The organism is Candidatus Pelagibacter sp. PS_23, from assembly GCF_059417905.1.
Genome location: NZ_CM182071.1, coordinates 164,243 through 183,954, shown reverse-complemented (window position 1 = coordinate 183,954; position 19,712 = coordinate 164,243). Strand labels below are relative to the sequence as shown.

25 protein-coding genes, 1 tRNA gene and 2 rRNA genes are annotated in these 19,712 nt (G+C 28.0%); 12 read left to right on the top strand and 16 right to left on the bottom strand.

Annotated features, from left to right (window positions below; genetic code table 11):
- Positions 1 to 3 precede the first annotated feature (3 nt).
- Positions 4 to 450 (bottom strand): cell division protein ZapA, encoded by a 447-nt coding sequence (locus AC5SLY_RS01000; RefSeq protein ID WP_018413875.1) that lies wholly within the window; start codon positions 448 to 450, stop codon positions 4 to 6.
- Positions 438 to 761 (bottom strand): hypothetical protein, encoded by a 324-nt coding sequence (locus tag AC5SLY_RS00995; RefSeq protein ID WP_018413874.1) that lies wholly within the window; start codon positions 759 to 761, stop codon positions 438 to 440. The genes AC5SLY_RS01000 and AC5SLY_RS00995 overlap by 13 nt, the downstream gene beginning before the upstream one ends.
- 53 nt (positions 762 to 814) lie before the next feature.
- Here AC5SLY_RS00995 and tkt point away from each other — a divergent pair, with 53 nt between their 5' ends.
- The 11 genes from tkt to AC5SLY_RS00940 all read left to right on the top strand — a co-directional run bounded on the left by tkt (position 815) and on the right by AC5SLY_RS00940 (position 9,073).
- Positions 815 to 2,773: a transketolase gene (tkt, locus tag AC5SLY_RS00990; RefSeq protein ID WP_494598927.1), complete on the top strand. Its 1,959-nt coding sequence runs from the start codon at positions 815 to 817 to the stop codon at positions 2,771 to 2,773.
- Positions 2,774 to 2,775: 2 nt separating this feature from the next.
- On the top strand, positions 2,776 to 3,783 hold the full coding sequence (gene gap / locus AC5SLY_RS00985; protein WP_494598926.1) for a type I glyceraldehyde-3-phosphate dehydrogenase: 1,008 nt from the start codon (positions 2,776 to 2,778) through the stop codon (positions 3,781 to 3,783).
- Positions 3,783 to 4,961, top strand: coding sequence for a phosphoglycerate kinase (locus AC5SLY_RS00980; protein WP_018413871.1), 1,179 nt, complete (start codon positions 3,783 to 3,785; stop codon positions 4,959 to 4,961). The genes gap and AC5SLY_RS00980 overlap by 1 nt, the downstream gene beginning before the upstream one ends.
- 1 nt (position 4,962) lies before the next feature.
- Positions 4,963 to 5,973: a class I fructose-bisphosphate aldolase gene (locus tag AC5SLY_RS00975; protein WP_494598925.1), complete on the top strand. Its 1,011-nt coding sequence runs from the start codon at positions 4,963 to 4,965 to the stop codon at positions 5,971 to 5,973.
- Complete coding sequence (thiE, locus tag AC5SLY_RS00970) at positions 5,960 to 6,583, top strand: thiamine phosphate synthase (RefSeq protein WP_494598924.1); 624 nt, start codon at positions 5,960 to 5,962, stop codon at positions 6,581 to 6,583. The genes AC5SLY_RS00975 and thiE overlap by 14 nt, the downstream gene beginning before the upstream one ends.
- Positions 6,580 to 7,140 carry an elongation factor P gene (gene efp / locus AC5SLY_RS00965; RefSeq protein ID WP_018413868.1) on the top strand — a complete coding sequence of 187 codons (561 nt, stop codon included), beginning with the start codon at positions 6,580 to 6,582 and terminating at the stop codon, positions 7,138 to 7,140. Before thiE ends, efp begins: the two co-directional genes overlap by 4 nt.
- A gap of 5 nt (positions 7,141 to 7,145) precedes the next feature.
- Complete coding sequence (locus tag AC5SLY_RS00960) at positions 7,146 to 7,886, top strand: inositol monophosphatase family protein (protein WP_271742031.1); 741 nt, start codon at positions 7,146 to 7,148, stop codon at positions 7,884 to 7,886.
- 35 nt (positions 7,887 to 7,921) lie between these two features.
- Entirely contained in the window at positions 7,922 to 8,152 is a 231-nt protein-coding gene (gene rpmE / locus AC5SLY_RS00955; RefSeq protein WP_006997324.1) for a 50S ribosomal protein L31, read from the top strand.
- Positions 8,153 to 8,740 carry a cell cycle transcriptional regulator TrcR gene (locus AC5SLY_RS00950; protein ID WP_494598923.1) on the top strand — a complete coding sequence of 196 codons (588 nt, stop codon included), beginning with the start codon at positions 8,153 to 8,155 and terminating at the stop codon, positions 8,738 to 8,740.
- Between the two features lie 55 nt (positions 8,741 to 8,795).
- Positions 8,796 to 8,990, top strand: coding sequence for a 30S ribosomal protein S21 (rpsU, locus tag AC5SLY_RS00945; RefSeq protein WP_006997326.1), 195 nt, complete (start codon positions 8,796 to 8,798; stop codon positions 8,988 to 8,990).
- A gap of 6 nt (positions 8,991 to 8,996) precedes the next feature.
- A tRNA-Met gene (locus AC5SLY_RS00940) sits at positions 8,997 to 9,073 on the top strand.
- Between the two features lie 18 nt (positions 9,074 to 9,091).
- Here AC5SLY_RS00940 and AC5SLY_RS00935 read toward each other — a convergent pair.
- The 9 genes from AC5SLY_RS00935 to galE all read right to left on the bottom strand — a co-directional run bounded on the left by AC5SLY_RS00935 (position 9,092) and on the right by galE (position 14,903).
- Positions 9,092 to 9,790, bottom strand: a complete 699-nt coding sequence (locus AC5SLY_RS00935; protein WP_494598922.1) for a transaldolase family protein — start codon at positions 9,788 to 9,790, stop codon at positions 9,092 to 9,094.
- Between the two features lie 6 nt (positions 9,791 to 9,796).
- On the bottom strand, positions 9,797 to 11,191 hold the full coding sequence (locus AC5SLY_RS00930; protein ID WP_494598921.1) for an NAD(P)(+) transhydrogenase (Re/Si-specific) subunit beta: 1,395 nt from the start codon (positions 11,189 to 11,191) through the stop codon (positions 9,797 to 9,799).
- 2 nt (positions 11,192 to 11,193) lie between these two features.
- The gene (locus tag AC5SLY_RS00925; protein WP_020169127.1) at positions 11,194 to 11,502 is read right to left on the bottom strand and encodes a proton-translocating transhydrogenase family protein; all 309 of its coding nucleotides are present in this window, start codon (positions 11,500 to 11,502) and stop codon (positions 11,194 to 11,196) included.
- 4 nt (positions 11,503 to 11,506) lie between these two features.
- Entirely contained in the window at positions 11,507 to 12,595 is a 1,089-nt protein-coding gene (locus AC5SLY_RS00920; RefSeq protein ID WP_494598920.1) for a Re/Si-specific NAD(P)(+) transhydrogenase subunit alpha, read from the bottom strand.
- 9 nt (positions 12,596 to 12,604) lie between these two features.
- A complete protein-coding gene (locus tag AC5SLY_RS00915) occupies positions 12,605 to 12,715 on the bottom strand; it encodes an aa3-type cytochrome c oxidase subunit IV (protein WP_018413861.1) in 111 nt (36 codons plus the stop codon).
- 5 nt (positions 12,716 to 12,720) lie between these two features.
- On the bottom strand, positions 12,721 to 12,846 hold the full coding sequence (ykgO, locus tag AC5SLY_RS00910) for a type B 50S ribosomal protein L36 (protein ID WP_006997331.1): 126 nt from the start codon (positions 12,844 to 12,846) through the stop codon (positions 12,721 to 12,723).
- A 13-nt stretch (positions 12,847 to 12,859) separates the two neighbouring features.
- Positions 12,860 to 12,974, bottom strand: a 5S ribosomal RNA gene (gene rrf / locus AC5SLY_RS00905).
- A 52-nt stretch (positions 12,975 to 13,026) separates the two neighbouring features.
- Positions 13,027 to 13,908 carry an NAD-dependent epimerase/dehydratase family protein gene (locus AC5SLY_RS00900; RefSeq protein ID WP_494598919.1) on the bottom strand — a complete coding sequence of 294 codons (882 nt, stop codon included), beginning with the start codon at positions 13,906 to 13,908 and terminating at the stop codon, positions 13,027 to 13,029.
- 2 nt (positions 13,909 to 13,910) lie between these two features.
- Positions 13,911 to 14,903: a UDP-glucose 4-epimerase GalE gene (gene galE / locus AC5SLY_RS00895; protein ID WP_494598918.1), complete on the bottom strand. Its 993-nt coding sequence runs from the start codon at positions 14,901 to 14,903 to the stop codon at positions 13,911 to 13,913.
- Positions 14,904 to 15,140: 237 nt separating this feature from the next.
- On the opposite strand from galE, the gene AC5SLY_RS00890 reads away from it, so the two are divergent.
- The gene (locus AC5SLY_RS00890; RefSeq protein WP_494598917.1) at positions 15,141 to 16,334 is read left to right on the top strand and encodes a hypothetical protein; all 1,194 of its coding nucleotides are present in this window, start codon (positions 15,141 to 15,143) and stop codon (positions 16,332 to 16,334) included.
- Between the two features lie 28 nt (positions 16,335 to 16,362).
- Here AC5SLY_RS00890 and rrf (AC5SLY_RS00885) read toward each other — a convergent pair.
- The 5 genes from rrf (AC5SLY_RS00885) to AC5SLY_RS00865 all read right to left on the bottom strand — a co-directional run bounded on the left by rrf (AC5SLY_RS00885) (position 16,363) and on the right by AC5SLY_RS00865 (position 19,708).
- Positions 16,363 to 16,475, bottom strand: a 5S ribosomal RNA gene (gene rrf / locus AC5SLY_RS00885).
- A gap of 106 nt (positions 16,476 to 16,581) precedes the next feature.
- On the bottom strand, positions 16,582 to 17,481 hold the full coding sequence (locus AC5SLY_RS00880; RefSeq protein ID WP_494598916.1) for an O-antigen ligase family protein: 900 nt from the start codon (positions 17,479 to 17,481) through the stop codon (positions 16,582 to 16,584).
- Between the two features lie 363 nt (positions 17,482 to 17,844).
- Complete coding sequence (locus AC5SLY_RS00875) at positions 17,845 to 19,041, bottom strand: DegT/DnrJ/EryC1/StrS family aminotransferase (protein ID WP_494598915.1); 1,197 nt, start codon at positions 19,039 to 19,041, stop codon at positions 17,845 to 17,847.
- A gap of 51 nt (positions 19,042 to 19,092) precedes the next feature.
- Positions 19,093 to 19,518, bottom strand: a complete 426-nt coding sequence (locus AC5SLY_RS00870; protein ID WP_494598914.1) for a hypothetical protein — start codon at positions 19,516 to 19,518, stop codon at positions 19,093 to 19,095.
- On the bottom strand, positions 19,481 to 19,708 hold the full coding sequence (locus AC5SLY_RS00865) for a hypothetical protein (protein WP_494598913.1): 228 nt from the start codon (positions 19,706 to 19,708) through the stop codon (positions 19,481 to 19,483). Before AC5SLY_RS00865 ends, AC5SLY_RS00870 begins: the two co-directional genes overlap by 38 nt.
- Positions 19,709 to 19,712 lie beyond the last annotated feature (4 nt).

Here is a 19,712-nt window from a genome sequence, read left to right as displayed (position 1 = left end):
AATCTACTGAATTGGATTTTCTAAATTTGCTTTTTCAACAAAATTTTCAATTTCATCTGCTGCAGCTTCGATTATTTTTTCATAATCTTCTTTATTTTTTTCTATTTCTTTTTTAAAACTTTCATGATCTTGTTGAAGTTCCTTCATCTCTTCTTCTTTTCTATCTCTGTAATCATAAACTAATGACTTCAATTCTCTAAATTTATTTGATAAATTCTGTAATTCAGTTTTTTTTTGTTCTACTTTTTTTTTAGTTTCAAAATATTCATCCATTATTTGAACTGAAGTGATCAATAGAAGTTTATTTTCCCCTATGTTTCCAAGGTCATTCTTTAAATTGCTAAATTTTTCATTAATATGAGTTAACAATTCTTCTAAATGCTCTTCCTGTCCATCATCACAAGATAGAAGAAACTCTTTGCCATTAAATTTAATATTTACATTTGCCATTTGTCTATTTCTTCTAATAAAGTATCTGTTTCTTGATTTAATTCATCTATTTTTTCTGAAAATTCTGTCTCTTTTTTTTGTTCTTCTATTTTTTGCTGGTTAATATCTTCCAATTTTTGATTAAGTGCTTTGTATTCACTTTCTAAATTTTGATATTTTTCTTCTATTTGTTTTTTTTCAATTTCTAATTGATTTTTTTGAATGCTTAAGTTTTCTAAATTAGACTTTAGCATTGGGTTTTGTAAATTCAAACTCTTCAATTTATTAAGTGCAAAACTGAGCTTTTTTTCTTTTTCACTGTCTGTTTTCATATATATATATTTATATTATTAAATTGAGTCTTCTAAGTCTAGATAGGATATTTTTGAACAAATTACATAAAGATTTATCAAACGCAATAAGGTTTTTGTCTATAGATGCTGTACAAAAGGCAAATTCGGGTCATCCTGGAATGCCAATGGGTATGGCAGACGTAGCAACAGTTTTGTTTAAAAATTTTCTTAGATTTAATCCAAAAAATCCTAACTGGATAAATAGAGACAGATTTGTTTTATCTGCTGGTCATGGATCTATGCTTCTTTACTCTTTATTACATTTAACTGGGTACAAAAGTATTTCTTTGAATGATATTAAAAATTTTAGACAATTAAAATCTATTTGTGCGGGTCATCCTGAGTATCACCCTGGTACTGGTATTGAAACTACGACAGGTCCTCTTGGTCAAGGAATTGCTAATTCAGTTGGTTTCGCTATTGCAGAGGAAATTTTGAAAAAAAAACTTGGTAAAGAAATAATAAACCATAAAACTTATGTTTTAGCTGGAGATGGATGTTTAATGGAAGGCATTAGCCATGAGGCAATGAGTTTAGCGGGACACTTAAAGTTAAAAAATCTAGTTATGCTTTTTGATAATAATTCAATATCTATTGATGGACCAACTAGCTTGGCAGTTTCAGATAATTTCAAAAAGAGATTTGAAAGTTATGGTTGGGATTACATACTAATAAATGGTCATAACGAAAGAGAAATTTTTTCAGCATTAAAAAAAGTTCAAAATGCTAAAAGACCAACTGTTATTTCATGCAAAACAAAAATTGGTTATGGCTCACCTAATAAATCTGGTAAAGCCTCTTCGCACGGTAGTCCAATTGGTTTTGATGAAATCAAATTAGTTAGAAAAATATTAGATTGGAAGCACAAACCTTTTGAAATTCCTAAAAGTATTTTGAATGAATGGAGAAAAATTGGTAATAAGGGTGCAAAACTTAATTCTGCATGGAGTAAAATTTATAAAAGAAAAAAAAATTTAGTAGATAAAGTCTTTAAAAATAATTTCTCTAAAGCTTTAAAAAGTGAAAAACAAAATTCTCTTGCAGAAAACAAAAGTCTAGCCTCAAGAAAAGCTTCTGAATTAACTCTTAATGCTCTTACGAAAGAAAATAATACGTTAATTGGTGGTTCAGCTGACTTAGCGGGATCTAATAACACTAAAACCAAACATCATAATGCTATTAATTCTGGCAATTTTAAAGGTGATTATATTCACTATGGTGTTAGAGAGCACGCCATGGCTGGAATAATGAATGGTTTAGCACTTCATAGTAAATTTATTCCATATGGGGGAACCTTTTTAATATTTTCTGATTATTGCAAACCTTCCATTCGTTTATCTGCTTTGATGCAGCAACGTGTTATTTATGTAATGACCCACGACTCAATTGGTTTAGGGGAAGATGGACCAACACACCAACCTATAGAACAATTGTCTGGATTAAGATCTATTCCTAATTTAAATGTTTTTAGACCAGCAGACAGAATGGAAACTATCGAGTGTTGGGAACTAGCATTAAAAAATTCGAAGACACCAAGTGTGTTATCTTTAACTAGACAAAATCTTGAACCTATTAGAAAAAAATATTCAAATATAAATAAATGTTCTTTAGGTGCTTATGAGGTTTTAAGAACAAATAAAAAAATTAATTTAACAATATTTGCTAGTGGTTCTGAGGTTAATTTAGCAATTGAAACGAGCCATAAATTAGCCAAAGATAAAATATATTCTAAAGTTATATCAGTACCATGCCAAGATATTTTTAACTTGCAGTCAAAAGCATATAAGAAAAAAATTCTTAATGAAGCAAAATTTAAAATATCTATTGAAGCAGCTTCAACTGATTGCTGGAAAAAATATATTGGAACTAAGGGTTTAGCTTTTGGAATTGATACATTCGGTAAAAGTGCACCCTACAAAGAAATTTATAAATATTTTGGATTAACAGTTCAAAATATTTCACAAAAAGCAAAAAAACTAATAAAGAGTTAGATATGACAATAAAAGTTGGTATCAATGGAATGGGAAGAATTGGTAGAATGGTAATTAGAGCTATCATTGAAAGCCAAAACAATAACATAAAAATCAAACACATCAATAACCGATCAAATTCTGAAGCCAGCTGTTCTTTAATTAAGTACGATTCTATTCATGGTAAATTTAATGCAGATTTAGATTTTGATGAAAAACATTTGATTATTAATAATAATAAAATAACATTTTCACAAGAATCTAATATTGAAGATATTAACTGGAAAAAATTTGATGTTGATTATGTTTTTGAATGTACTGGAAAATTTAATTCAAAAGAAAAATTATTATCTCATATAAAAAATGGTGCCAAAAAAGTTATAGTTTCAGCTCCATGCAAAAATGCTGATAAGACAATTGTCTATGGCGTAAATGAAAATATTTTGACAAAAGATGATCAAATTATTTCTGCTGCTTCTTGTACAACTAACTGTCTTGCACCTGTTGCTAATATTTTAAATGAAACTTTTGAAATTGAAAAAGGGTTTATGACAACTATTCATGCTTTCACAAGTGACCAAAGAATTTTGGACAATTCCCATAAAGATCCTAGAAGAGCAAGATCTGCCAGTCAATCGATTGTGCCAACTTCCACAGGTGCTTCAAAAGCAATCGGTGAGATTATTCCTTCATTAAAAGGAAAACTTGAAGGCATTGCAATGAGAGTGCCAACTCCTAATGTTTCCCTTATAGAGCTAGTTTTTTGTACAAAAAAAGAGATGAGCAAAGAGACAATTAATGAGGCATTTACTATCGCCTCTAAAGAACAATCAAAGAAAGTTTTAGAAGTTACTTTAGAAAAATTAGTTTCAATCGATTTTAATCATAATTCAGCTTCAGCAATTGTTGATTTGTCTTTAACTAATGTGGTTGGTAAAAATATGGGAAAAATTTCAGCGTGGTATGATAACGAATGGGGCTTTTCAAATAGAATGTGTGACATAGCAGAACATCTTCATCAAGTCTCTTAATGAGAAATATTCAAGACGAGACTAATCTTAATCAAAAAAAAGTATTACTTAGGTTGGATTTAAATGTTCCATTAGATAATGGGAAAATTACTGACACTACTCGAATAGATAAAATTTTACCTACTATTAATTTTTTATTAAAAAGTGAAGCAAAGATAATTATACTATCTCATGTGGGTAGACCCAAAGGCAAAGTTGTAAATGAACTCTCCCTTAAACCAATATGTGAAGACCTAAAAAATAAACTAAACCAAAATATAAAATTAGTTTCAAAAAATATAAAAGAAATTAAATCTACTGATTTATTTAATGAACATGATGAAAAAATTGTAATACTTGAAAATCTTAGGTTTTATGAAGAGGAAGAAAAAAATGAAAATAGTTTTGCAAAACATTTAGCAAGTCTAGCAGATATTTATGTTAATGATGCTTTCTCATGTTCGCATAGAGCACATGCCTCAATTTTTGAAATCACTAAATTTATTACTTCATACGCTGGCCTTCAATTAAATTTAGAGATCGATGCACTAACTAAAATTACATCTGAAATTCAAAGACCTATAACATGCATCATAGGTGGTTCTAAAATATCTTCTAAAATTAATATCATTAAGAATTTAATTGCTAAATTTGATAATATTATAATAGTTGGTGGGATGGCTAATAATTTACTTAGATATAAAGGATATGAAATTGGAAAATCTATTCAAGAAGATAATTGTGATAAAATTATTGAAGAAATATTTTCTTTATCAAAAAAAGAAAACTGTAAGATAATTTACCCTGAAGATGTTGCTGTAGGGAAAAACTTAGATGGATCAGCTAAAATAAAGGAACTAAATAATATTTCTAAAGACGAGTTAATTTTAGATATTGGTCCCAAGACAATTAAAGCTATTAATTCATTAATTGAAGAAAGTAGTACTATCTTATGGAATGGGCCAGCTGGTTATTTTGAAAATCCAAACTTTGCTAAAGGAAGTATTGAAATAGCAAAAAAGATTATTGAAAAAAATAAGAGTAATACAATTTACTCAGTTGCAGGTGGTGGTGATACCGTTTCTCTTTTAAATGGTATTGGAGCAACTAATAATTTTAATTTTGTTTCAACTGCGGGTGGTGCATTTTTAGAATATCTTGAAGGAAAAGAACTTCCTGGTATAAAGGCTCTTAATTAACATGTCAGAACTTAATAAAATTGCATTAAAAATATTATCTAATGGCAAGGGAATTCTTGCGGCAGACGAAAGCAATGGAACCATGACTAAAAGATTAAAGTCCGTTAATGTTCCCTCCAGCCCAGAAAATAGACTTTTATTTAGAGAAACTCTTTTCTCATCAAGTGGAATGAAAGATTTTATTGGTGGTGTTATTTTATATGATGAAACCATCAACCAAACATCTAGCTTAAAGCAGACTATTCCAGAATTAATTTCTAAGTCTGGAGCAGTTCCAGGAATTAAAGTTGATACAGGTGCAAAAATTCTAGCAGGCTCTCATGAAGAAAAAATTACAGAAGGTTTGGATGGTTTAAGAGAAAGACTAAAGGGCTACTATAAACTTGGAGCAAGATTTACAAAATGGAGAGGTGTTTTTAACATTTCAGATAAATATCCAAGCAAATTATCCGTGCACTCTAATGCTCATGCACTTGCAAGATATTCAGCTTTAGTCCAAGAATGTGGAATGGTTCCAGTTGTAGAACCTGAAGTTTTAATGGATGGAGATCATTCTGCTGAAACTTGTTTTAATAAAACTTCTGAAGTTATTAAAAAATGCTTTGAAGAATTAATAATTAATAAGATAGATTTAACTGGAGTAATTTTAAAGCCTAATATGATTTTAGCAGGAACCACTTCTAATAAAAAAATATTAAGTGAAGAAGTTGCAAAGCTTACCCTAAAGTGCTTAAAAGAAAATGTACCAACTGACGTACCAGGAATTGCTTTTTTATCTGGTGGACAAACAGAAATAGAAGCAACAGAAAATTTAAACTTAATTAATAAGCATAATGACACAAATTTTATTATGACTTATTCATATGGTAGAGCCTTACAACAAAGTGCACTTAAATTTTGGTCAAAAGATATTAATAATACTAGTGGCACTCAAAAAGTCTTTAACCATAGAGCAAATATGTGCACACTTGCAGCTCAAGGTAAATGGTCAAAAGAACTTGAAGCAAAATAAAATAAATAAGAAATTTGTTTATCTAATTTCTCCAAATAAAATACCTGATACAAATTTTTACGATGATTTAGCTCTTGTATTAAGTTCAAAAAAAATAAGTTTTTTTCAACTAAGGCTTAAAAAAGAAACAATTTTAAATAAACTAATTATTGGAAAAAAAATTAAAAAAATTTGTAATAAGTACAAAGTTAAATTTTTAATCAACGATGACCCTCTGCTTGCTAAAAAACTAAATGCAGACGGTTGTCATTTAGGTCAAAAAGATATGAACTTAATAAAAGCTAGAAAAATATTGAAGAATAGAATTATTGGTGTGACCTGTCATAATTCTATTAATCTAGCAAAAAGAGCAATTAAAGATGGTGCTGATTATTTAGCTTTTGGTGCATTTTATGCAACCAAAACCAAGATAGTTAAATATAGGGCTAGTTTAACTGTATTAAAATCTATTAAAAAAATAACCTCCTTACCAATTGTAGCTATTGGTGGCATAAAACTAAATAATTATAAAAAACTTTTATTGAATAAAGCTAACTTTTTGGCTATTTCAAGCTACATTTGGAATAATAAAAAATACAAACCATTAGAAGCTATTAAAAAATTAAAATGAAATTATACGCAAGTGAAATTAGAGTTGGAATGTTAATTGAATACAAAAATGACCTTTGGCAAGTTTTAAAAACACAACATGTAAAACCTGGAAAAGGTGGTGCCTTTGCTCAAGTTGAAATGAAAAGTGTGAATAAAAATACAAAATTAAATGAAAGATTTAGATCAAGTGAGTCTGTTGAAAAAGCTTCATTAGATGAAACAAAATTTAATTATCTTTATAGCGATGAAACTGATTATTATTTCATGGATCCAAAATCTTATGAACAAATAAATATTAAAAAAGAAACAATTGGAGAAAAAGGTAAAATGTTAACTGAAAACTTAGAAGTCAGTATAAGTTTTTATAATGAAAAACCTTTAACAGTTGAATTGCCTAATCAGGTAACGTGCACAGTTGATACAACTGATGTTGCTTTAAAGGGGCAAACAGTTTCCTCTTCTTATAAACCCGCAACTTTAGATAATGGTGTAAATATTCAAGTCCCTCCATTTATTGAAAGCGGAGATAAAATCATAGTCGATACGAGAACTATGGAATATGTCAAAAAAATATAAATTATATGCAATCAATATCAGCCAATCTAAATGTTATGATAAAGGCTGCAGAAAAAGCGTCTAGAGCTTTAATTAGAGATTTTGGAGAAATAGAAAAACTACAAGTTTCAATCAAAGGGCCTACTGATTTTGTATCAAATGCTGATTTAAAAGCTGAGAAAATAATTATAGAAGAATTAAAAAAAGCAAGACCCTACTATTCTATTATTAGTGAAGAAGATGGTTCTGAAACTAATAAAGATAAAGAACATACATGGATAATAGATCCTATAGACGGCACTACTAATTTTTTACATGGCGTTCCTCACTTTGCAATTTCAATTGCTTTAAAATCTGGTGATGAAATAGTTTCGGGGTTAATTTATGACCCAATAAAAGATGAGATGTTTTATGCTGAAAAAGAAAGTGGAGCGTTCTTTAACAATCAAAGAATTAGAGTATCCAAAAAAAGAGAGCTTAATAGCTGCTTGTTTGCTACAGGCGGCATAACTAAAAATGAAGTTGATTTGCCTTTAAGAAAATCTGGAAGCGCAGCACTTGATATTGCCTATGTTGCAGCAGGTAGATACGATGGTTATTTTCAAAATAATCTAAATTTGTGGGATATAGCTGCTGGCATAATATTGGTAAAAGAGGCAGGTGGCTTAATTAATGAAATTGACCTCTCCCAAAATAAAAACATCAAAATAAGAGCTTCTAGTATGGCAATTAATGATAAAATGCTTGAAAAATTAAAGAACTTTTAATTGTTTTATAAAATTCTTTTGCTATAAGTCTCGATATGAAAAAAGACATACACCCAGACTACCACACAATTAAAGTAGAAATGACTGATGGAACTCAATTTGAGACAAGATCAACTTGGGGAAAAGAAGGAGAGGTTTTAAAATTAGAAATTGATCCAAAATCTCATGCTGCTTGGACAGGTGGAAAACAAAAATTGATGGACAAGGGTCGTGTGAGCAAATTCAATAAAAAATTCCAAAATTTCAGATCAGAAAAGAAAGATTAAATGTCAAACGTACCATTAATGCCAATGGCAACTGCTGTTTGGTTAGTAGAAAATACAACACTTACTTTCAAGCAAATTTCAAAGTTCTGTAATTTACATGAGGTTGAAGTGCAAGGTATTGCAGATGGTGAAGTTGCAAAAGGAATAATGGCTTACAACCCCATTATATCAGGTCAACTTACTAGAGAAGAAATTGAACTAGCTTCAAAAGATGAAAATAAAGAATTACAGATAAAAAATACTGATATTGAAATTTCAACTGAAGATAAAAAAATTAAAAAATATATTCCTTTATCTAAAAGACAAGACAAACCAGATTCAGCTTTATGGCTAATCAAACATCATTCGTTGCTAAAAGATTCACAAATAGCAAAACTAGTTGGAATAACTAAAGCTTCTGTTACTACAATTAAAAATAAAAGTTATTGGAATTATAATAATTTAAATCCTAAAGACCCTGTAGCATTAGGGTTGTTCTCTCAAAAAGATCTAATTGAGGCTATTGAAAAAGCCGAAAGAAGAATAAAAAGAGAAAAAAAAGAAAAAGAGAAAGCAAAACTAACAAGAGAAGTTTCAAACATTGAATAATTTTAATAGACACCAAAATTATATAATGGTAGTTAAACCTTCTTAAAAAATACTTATGAAAATAGAAGTTAAAGATAACAATATTGAACAAGCTCTTAGAGTTCTTAAAAGAAAATTGCAAAGAGATGGTTTTTTTAAAGTAGTAAAATTAAAAAGTGTTTACGAAAAACCTTCTGAAAAGAAAAAAAGAATTTTACAAGAAAATATTAAAAGAGTTAAAAAACTTAATAAGCTTAAAAATAGAATTTAAATATACCGCGGGGTGGAGCAGTCTGGTAGCTCGTCAGGCTCATAACCTGAAGGTCGGCGGTTCAAATCCGTCCCCCGCAACCAATTCTCTCAACAAATTAATTAAATTTTAAACCTAGATTTTTTACTATCAACTAAAAATGCTTTAACAGTTTCTTTTGTAAGTTGATCAAAAGTTTTGCCAAAGTTTTCAATTTTTTCAATAGTCGCTGGTGGAATAGTAATAATATGACATCCCAATTGTTTTGCTTGTAAATAATTATAGGGCTCTCTAACACTCGCCCAAAGTACCTCTACATTTTTAAATTTTTTTGCTAAAGCTATACTTTTTTTAAATTCTGGAACTGGATCTTTACCAGTATCCGCTGCTCTACCAGCAAATATTGAAATTATAACTTTAGTTTTTTTGTTAATTAATTTTAGAATTTTTTCTGTTTGTTTTGCACTATAAATTGCTGTGATATTAAGTTTAATATTTAAATTATTAAGTTCTTTGATAATTTTTCCCATAAAAATACCTTTAGAATTGGCAACTGGTACTTTTACATAAACATTCTTTCCCCAGGCATTAATCTGAAGAGCTTGCTTTTTCATTTCTTTATATTCATCAGCAAATACCTCAAGAGAGACTGGTTTATTGTTGCAAATTTTTAATATTTTCTTTGAATATGATTTGTAATCTTTTGCTCCAGCTTTTCTCATTAAACTAGGATTAGTTGTAAAGCCTTTAACTATCTTTTTCTTATTGAACTTCTTTATTAAATCTAATTCTGCAATGTCACAAAATATTTTTGTTGTCATTAATTTTTAAAGATTTTTAGTTATATCCTCAGTCATTTTTTTTGCATCTGCAAATAACATTAGTGTGTTATCTTTATAAAACAATTCATTATCAATTCCAGCATATCCAGGAGACAAACTTCTCTTTACAAATAATACTGATTTACATTTTTCAACATCTAAAACAGGCATCCCATAAATTGGACTTTGTGGATCTGTTTTTGCAACTGGATTTGTTACATCATTTGCCCCAATTACAAATGCAACATCTGCATTAGCAAAATCATTGTTAATTTCTTCAAGCTCAAAAACTTCATCATATGGAACATTAGCTTCGGCTAACAATACATTCATATGTCCTGGCATTCTTCCTGCAACAGGATGAATTGCATAAGTAACTTTAATATCATTTTTCTTTAACGTATCTACCATCTCTCTTAATGCGTGTTGTGCTTGAGCTACTGCCATACCATAACCTGGAACGATTATAACTGATGATGCATTTTTCATTAAGAAAGCTGCATCTTCCGCATTACCACTTTTAACTGGTCTTTGTTCTTTATTTCCAGTTGATGCCGACTGTTCTGTTGCACCAAATCCACCTAAAATTACATTAAAGAAAGAACGGTTCATACCTTTGCACATTATGTAGGATAAAATTGCACCAGAAGATCCAACAAGAGCACCTGTTATAATTAATGCAGTATTTTCTAAAGTAAAACCAATTCCAGCAGCAGCCCAACCAGAGTATGAATTTAACATTGAAATCACCACAGGCATATCTGCTCCACCAATTGGGATGATTAATAAAAATCCAATTAAAAATGAAACTGCTATTAGTATCCAAAAAAAGTTAGATGACTGCGATGAACAGAGTAAATAAGTTAAAACTAGAATTGAAATTAATAATAAAGCATTAAGAAAATGTTGTCCCTTAAAAGTAATTGGTGACCCTGACATAATTCCTTGAAGTTTTAAAAAAGCAATTATTGAGCCTGAGAATGTTATGGCACCAACTGCAGCTCCAATTGACATTTCAATTAAGCTTGCAAGTTTAATGGCACCAACTGATCCCAAGTTAAATACTTCCGGATTTAAGAAAGCTGATATTGCAACAAAAACTGCTGATAGTCCAACTAAGCTATGAAATCCTGCTACTAGCTCTGGCATAGCCGTCATTGGTATCTTATATGCTATGAATGCTCCTATGAGTCCACCTACTAGTAAAAAAATTAGTACATAAATTAGTCCACTAGAAAAATTTCCAACAGATAAAAAAGTAACTGTGATGGCTATCACCATCCCTAAAATTCCAAAGAAATTACCCTGTCTTGAGGTTTCAGGTGATGAAAGACCTCTTAATGCCAATATAAATAAAACTCCTGATACTAAATAAAATATTGCTGATAAATTTGCTGACATAACTATTTATCTTTCTTCTTTTTTTTATACATTTGAAGCATTCTTTGAGTGACCAAAAATCCACCAAATATATTAATGGCGGCAAGAGATATTGCTAAAAAACCAAGAATATTCGAGATTGTAAAAACATTATCTGTACTTCCTGCTAAACCTGCAATTATAGCACCAACAATAATTACTGATGATATAGCGTTAGTAACCGACATTAATGGTGTATGCAAAGATGGGGTCACACTCCATACAACATAATAACCAATAAAAATTGATAAAATAAATATGCTTAATCTAAATATAAAAGGGTCTATTTCCATAAATCTATTTTATTAAAGTTTTCTCAATTATCTCATCTTCTAAATTAATATTAATCTTTTTATTTTCTTTATCATATAAATTGGATACAAAATTAAATACATTTTTTGAATATAAGTTTGAAGAAGAAACAGGAAGCTTATTTAAAATATTTGTTTCACCCATAATCTTTACTCCATTTTTAACTACAACTTTATCAACTTCAGTAAATTCTGCATTTCCACCCTGAACTGCAGCTAAGTCATAAATAACTGATCCAGAATTCATATTATCAATCATAGAACCTTTAATAATTAATGGAGCTTTTTTGCCTGGAATTAAAGCAGTACATATTACAATATCAATTTTCTTTAAAGTTTCTGCTAAAAGATCCTCTTGTTTTTTTTTAAATTCTTCTGAGGCTTCTTTTGCATACCCCCCTTCAGTCTCTAAATTTTCAGATCCCTCAACAGTTAAAAATTTTCCACCTAAACTTTCAACTTGTTCTTTTGATGCCATTCTAACATCTGTTGCAAAAACTATTGCACCCATTCTTTTCGCAGTTGCAATAGCTTGAAGGCCAGCCACACCCGCACCAACCACCAATACTTTTGCTGCTGGAATAGTACCAGCTGCCGTCATCATCATGGGTATTGCTTTTTCAAAATTTGCAAAAGACTCTATTACTGCTTTATAACCAGCAAGGTTAGCTTGAGAAGAAAGTATATCCATTGATTGGGCTCTAGTAATTCTTGGTAACATTTCTAAAGAAAAAACATTAATATTTTTTTTAGACAAATTTTCTATTTTTTCTTTATTAGCATAAGGATTGAAGACTCCAATAAGTGTTTGGTTTTCTTTTAAATTTGAAAGATTTTCATCAGATAATAAGCCTAACTGAATAATAATATTAGCTTTACTTAATATTTCTGTTTCATTAGAAGAGATTTCAACACCCAACTCTTTGTAGTCACTATCCTTAAAACCTAGATGCTCACCATATTTCTCAACTAAAGTAATTTCAAATCCAAGAGCTACATATTTTTTTACAATCTCAGGAGTGATTGCAATTCTTTTCTCAATATTTTGATTTTCTAAAATTGAAACTATTCTCATAGGAGAACTCTATAGCAAGAATATTGCCATTAAAACTAAAACACCAATAACAGCGACAGTTCCCCACAACACAAACTTTGTGAAATTATTCCAGGTATTTTTATGGTCTTGATTATCCATAAAAATTACTTCTGTCTTGCTTTAAATTTTGGGTTTGTTTTATTAATTATATAAACTCTACCTCTTCTTCTAACTAATTTAGAATTCAGGTCTCTTTTTTTTAATGATTTTAACGAGCTTTTAATTTTCATAACATTTTTTTATAGCCGGCAATGTCCTACTCTTCCGTGTCTTAAGACAAAGTACCATTGGCGCTGAAGGGCTTGACTTCCGAGTTCGGAATGGGATCGGGTATAACCCCTTCGCAATAATCACCGGCAAAAGTGTTATACCTTTTTAATCTATAATGTAAACATAGAAATAATTAAGTTTTATCTGTTATTAACTATGTTTTTTATATATTTGTTTAGTTGAATAGAACCAAATAATTTATAAATTTTATTCGATAAATTCATATTTGCAAGAGCCGAAACATGCCTCTCACCAGGTCTAGCTGGTAAAAACTTTACTTTAGATTTAAACATTTTAGCCACCTGTATTATGCTATAACTCTTCTTATTGGATATGCTGTAATGCCTACATTTATTTTTTTTCCAAGCATGAAAACAAGCATCTACAGTGTCATTAATATGTGTAAATCTTCTTGTTTGCGTTCCAGGCTTTACAATAGTTAAAGGTTTCTTATTATTAAATTGGTTTTCAAAAATTCCTATTACTGTTGCCATATTTCCAGTACCAATCTGTTTTGGTCCATACACATTGTAAAAGTAAATAACTTCATATTTAAAATTAAACCATTTTTTTAAATTTTCTAACATTTCAAGATTTTTAGCTTTTGTAAAAGCATATGGTGATAGGTTTTGGTCTTTTCCTTTATTTCCTAAACTTGCAGATGTGGCTGAATAAATTAATTTAACTTTATTTTTTAGACAATAATTAAAAACTGCCTGAGTTCCTATAATGTTTGAGTCAATACAGTCATTAATGTGTGAAAAGCTTTGATATATTCTAGCAAACTCACCAAAATGAAAGATAGTTTTAATCTTATTTTTATAAGGTTGTAAAATTTTAAAAATATTTTTTGTGTGTTGATTTATATATTTAACTCTTTTATCTTTAATATGATTCTTTTTCTTGCCTGAGGTATAGTTATCAATACTTATTATTTGAAATTTAGTTTTATAAACCATTTGCTTTATTAAATTAGATCCTACAAATCCAGCACCCCCTGTTATAACAATATAATCTTTCACTATTAAATATTCTCTTTTTGTTTTTTTTCCCATTCTAGGGCTGATCTAATTATATTTTCTAAATCATTAAATCTAGGTTTCCATGAAAAATATTTTTTAAATTTACTTGAGTCTGCAACAACAGATTGGCTGTCCCCTGGTCTTCTTTTTCCAATTCTAGTTGTAATCTTAAGTTTTAAAATTGAATTTAAATTTTTTATTACTTCATTGACTGAAAATCCTCTACCATATCCACAATTAAAAATATTTGATTTTTGATTTTTGATTAAATCCTCAGCACACAAAAGGTGTATATCCGCTAAATCACTTACATGAATATAATCTCTCACTGGAGTACCGTCAATCGTATCATAATCATCTCCATTAATAATCAATTCATCTTTTATACCTAATGCCACCTCGCATGCAATTTTAATTAAATGAGTAGATTTTTTTGATATCAAGCCTGTTCTCATTTCTTGGTCAGCTCCAGCTACATTAAAATATCTAAGTATTACGTATTTAATTGGTAGTTCTAATGATTTCTCTTGTAAAAATTTTTCAATCTTTAATTTTGATAAAGCGTATGGATTTAATGGGTTTAGTTTGTCTCTCTCTGATACTTCATTTTTATTTGAAGAGCCGTACACTGAAGCTGTTGACGAAAAAATCACATTATTTAATCCATGCAAAAAGCATGTATTTAAAAATATCTTTGATTTATTAACATTGAAATCATTATATCTTTCAGGTTCATTTACAGATTCTTCGACACTAATTAAGCCAGCAAAATGCATTACTAAATCAAAATTGCCCTCTTGAATAATTTTAGATACCATTTTTTGGTCAGCAATATCGCAAATTATTAGTTTTGCTTCATTTGGAACCAGCTCTTTGTGCCCAGTAATTAAACTATCTATAACCGTGACTGAATGACCATTATCAAGCAATAAATTTACTACATGACTGCCTATATAACCTGCACCACCAGTAACTAGAAATCTATAATTTTTCATAACATTAGATATAATAATAAAACAAAATTTTCATACCTATTTATCTTTATACTTCAACAAGATCTATTAAATATAACAATATTTTCAAGATATGTTTTGTATTAAAGATTTAGTTGCTAGTTATAAAAAAAAACTTAGCTAAATTAACAAATAAACAAATATATAATAATTTTTATACATTATGATATTAATTAAATTAAACATTATATAGACTATCTATAAATTCTCATAAAAAAAATGAATTCCTTAAAAAAAAGCATTAGATCTAACAAATTTTTTATACTAGCCAATATCTTAATCTTAATATTTCTTTTTAGTAATGCTTGGAAATTTTATCCAATTTATGGATCAGATTTATTTATTGATTGGTTGTACATATTCGACTTTAAAAATTGTGAGGACAATACCATGATAACTCCCAAAAATTTATGTGCAAATATATTAGCGAGTGAATTCGTTTATCCAAAAATTTGGCTTATCCTATCAAAAATAACAGATAGTAGATCAAATTTTCAATTTTTAATTTTGCCATTTATATTTATGTACACTTATATTGTTGATTATATTATTCAGAATGAAAATATAATTATCAAAATACTATTTTTATCATCTTCTGCTTCTGTATTATTGCTACAAAGAGGTAATAATGATTTAATTATATTTGTACTAATTTTCATATTTTTTATCACAATGGAAAATAAAAAATATAATTTTTTTTTAGTACCTTTACTAGTTGCTATAAAAGCTAAAATATACCCAATAGCTCTTTTTCCTATTCTATTATTTAAAAAAAATATTAAAAATAAAAAAAGTTATTATTTATTTTTGGCTATTTTATTTTTTATAGTGCTTATATTTTCAGATTATTTTGAATTAAACCAAAATTATAACAGATCTGGTTCTGTATTAGCTTTTAGCTCTTCAATGATATTTAAAATTATTATATTTTTGACGAATATAAAGTTTAATTACACTCTAGTGAGTTTGTTTATATTATTTTTTATTATCATTATATCTTTCTTTGCTAAAATCAATTTGCCAATTATTCAAAACTTTAAAGAAATCAGTTTTTTGATTGGTTCATCGATAATAGTTTCTGGATTTTTTTTAAATGAAGGTTATATATATAAGTTAGTTTTTACAATATTTACGTTTCCACTAATTTTAGAATATAAGAAATTTATCAGTTATAAGTTATATTTATATTTATTATTCACAACTTTAATGGCATTGTGGGCTGAATTCCTGACATTCGGGGTAGAAAATTTATTAAACATAAATCATTCTCATCCAAAAGAATATCCTGGATATAATTTTAACAATATTGTCTATGGAATATCAATAATTTTAAAGAATTTAATTTATTGGGCCTTAAATGTTAATTTGATTTTAATTTCTACAAAAATTTTTATAAAAAAAATTAAAAGTTAAACTTGTATATTTTTTGAAGTATTTAAGTGCCTTGCAATGTCATATTCTTTCGTGTCTTAAGACCAAAGTACCATTGGTGTAGGGCTTGACTTCTGAGTTAGGAATGAGATCGGGTATAGTCCCTTCACAATATTTACCAAACACGTTTATCTATTTAGTTTAGTATCAAAAATAGGTAAAATAATTTTATCTACTTGAGTAATAAAACGTTAACTTTATGAAGAAGTAAGGTCTGTTTAAAGTAAATTTATATGTTTTTTTTTGATGAAATTTTTAGATAACACAAAGCAAGACCCATATTAAACCAAAAGAATGATGCATTAAATGTAGTAAAAAAACTACCTGAGGTTTTTATTGGCCACACATAGATCAATAATATTAAGATATTTCCGTAAAAGTGAAATAAAAAATTATTCTTAATGTAATCGTAGTTATAAATTTGGCTCAATTTAATAAGTAACAAAATAAAAAAAATATAAAACATTACCGTCCCTGTAATTCCTGTTTCGCTTAACATTTCTAGTAAGAAATTATGTGGATGTGTTGAGCAAAATTGTGCTGGGTGCTCAGGTCTAGGATCAATCTGATAGTCACAATCAACTCTATAGTTTTTTAATCCAACACCTGAAATAAAATTATCCATAAATAACATATGGCTAGACTCCCAAAGTCTTCCCCAGCTAGAGTCATGAACATCCATTAATATATTTCCCATATCATTTACTCTATTTTTAAAAATATTATTTGAATTATAGATAATTGTAAAAAAAGTTATAAAAAATAAAAAAAATAAAAAAAATTTTTTGTAGTCAAAAAAAAATAAAAACATTACAAGTGATGAGCCGATGAAAGCCAGTAAACTTATTCTCTCACTAGTCAAAACTATTGCAAGCAATATGATTATATAGACTAATAGATATATAGATTTTTTTTTGAAATTTATCTTATTAAAATTTTGTACATAATAGAAGAAAATGGGTATTGATATATAGGTAAGATATGCGCCAGAAACAACCTCTTCCCCAAAAAAGCTCGAGGGTCTAGATGAGATTGAAATGGGTAAACCAAACAAACTATAAGAAAAAAAATTTTGAAAAATAATATCAATTGCAATAAATAAAATTAGTAATAACCAAATTTTAATCATTGTATCTAAATTTTTTAAACTTTGAATATAATACAATAGAAATATAGAAAAAAAAATAAAACGGAATTGACCGATACTTCCTCTTAAAGCATTGTATTGGTCTGTAGAAAAAAAAGCATTCAATATATTGTAAAAAATAAATAGAATACAAACGAAAAACCATTTAGTCTTTACTAATTCTAAATTAATTTTTTTAAAAATAAAATCTTTTAACAATATAAAACTTGTTAATATTAAAACAAAATTTATTACAATTGGCCCAATGACTAATGCAAAGGGAAAAAATAGAATTAAAAGTTCATTAATTGAAAATTTTTTTAAATCTTTGTAAATACTCAAGCTTATCCTTTATTTGTAAATATTTTATATTTTACTAATTTTCAATAAATTAGACGCAACATATTCAGCCAAATTTGAATTTATTTTTGATGTGTGTAACCCTATGAAAAATCCTAAATTTTCTAACAACTGTGCATTTTTAAACTTTTCTTTTTTTTTATCTAGCCCATATAGTTTTATTGCAGGTTGATTCATAAAATTTCCACTTATGATGGGCCTTGTTTCTATACCTTTTTTTGCTAAATAATTAAGATATTTAAATTTTTGAGCTTTGTATTTATTATCAATAAATACCGCTAAACCAAACCAGCTTGGATACATATTTTTTTCAACATCCAAGAAACTAATTTGATTATTAAAGTTTTTATTTTTATAAGCTTTTTTTATTATTAAATTTCTATTAAATTCTCTATTTTCCTTAAAAATATTTTTTCTTTTAAATTGGCTTAATCCTATTGCTGCTTGAATTTCTGTAGGCCTTAAATTGTACCCTGAATTAACAAATAAAAATCTTGGGTCTAAATTAGCATAATTTTTTTTATATTTTTTCTGAATAAATTTTTCTCTTGCCCAACCATGTGATCTAAGAGAAAGTAAAATTTCATAATCTTGCTTATTGTGACATACAATCATTCCACCTTCCCCTGACGTAATTTGATGTGAATAATAAAATGAATATGTGCCTGCTTCACCAAATGTTCCTAAATATTTATCATTATATTTAGACCCAAATGACTCACAAGTATCTTCAATAATCATTAATTTTTTTTTTTGGGCGATATCTTTTATTTTACGCATGTTTGCAGATAGCCCTAAAACATGAACACAGAAAATAGCTTTTGTTTTTTTTGTAATTGATTTATTTAGTTTATCAATACTGATATTTATATTCTTTAAATCTATATCTACGAATACAGGTTTTAATCCATGCTGTATAATTGGCCACAACGATGTTGACCAACAAACAACAGGAATGATTACTTCATCCCCTGGTTTAAGTTTTTTTTTTCTTAGAGGATTTGTCAATAAGGATAAAGCTAATAAATTAGCAGATGATCCAGAATTAACCATTAATGCATATTTGCTACCAACATATTTTGCAAATTTTCTTTCAAATAATTTTGTTTTAACAGACATTGTTATCTGTTTACTTTTAAGAATTTTTTGTCCCTCTAAAATATCTTGTTTTGAAAAGGCATTTGAAAGTAAAGGATATTTCATATATTGAATAATTTAGTTTATAACAAATTTAATAATACACTAGTGCAATATTTACCTTAAGTAATTTGGTATGTGCTCTAAAAAAAATTCCATTGTGTTTTTAGCTTTTTTTCTTTCATTAATACCAATGTTGCAATCTCTTCTACTCTTAAAAACATCTATACTTTCTTTATTAAATGTTTTTTTATTCATTTTAATTAGTGTATTATTAAAATAATTCCAATAATAAATTTCTTCATAATCATTTAAATTAAATTGAAAAATATGAATTGACAGAATTTCGTTTTTATCGACAGATAATTTCCAGTCCTGAATTGGTAGAAAATTATTTTTTGATAATTCCGGATATAGAAACCTTATTGCAGAATTTAAATCCCAAGTTGCATTAAATATTTCAACTCCATTAAAATAGCATGGACCCTCAAAAAATATTATATAATCATTTTTTGCAACTAAAGCCCCCCACTCTTTGTGCATCACCTTTGCCTAAACCATTATCTAAAATAAATTTCACAGAATTAATCAAGCAAATTTCTTTGGTATTGTCTTTAGATCTACCATCTACAACTACTATATCGTTAGATTTTTCTTTTAATATAGGCAATATATTTTTTAAGTTTTGCGCTTCTTCTTTTGCCGAAACAATAATTGAGAGATTATTAAGCATAATT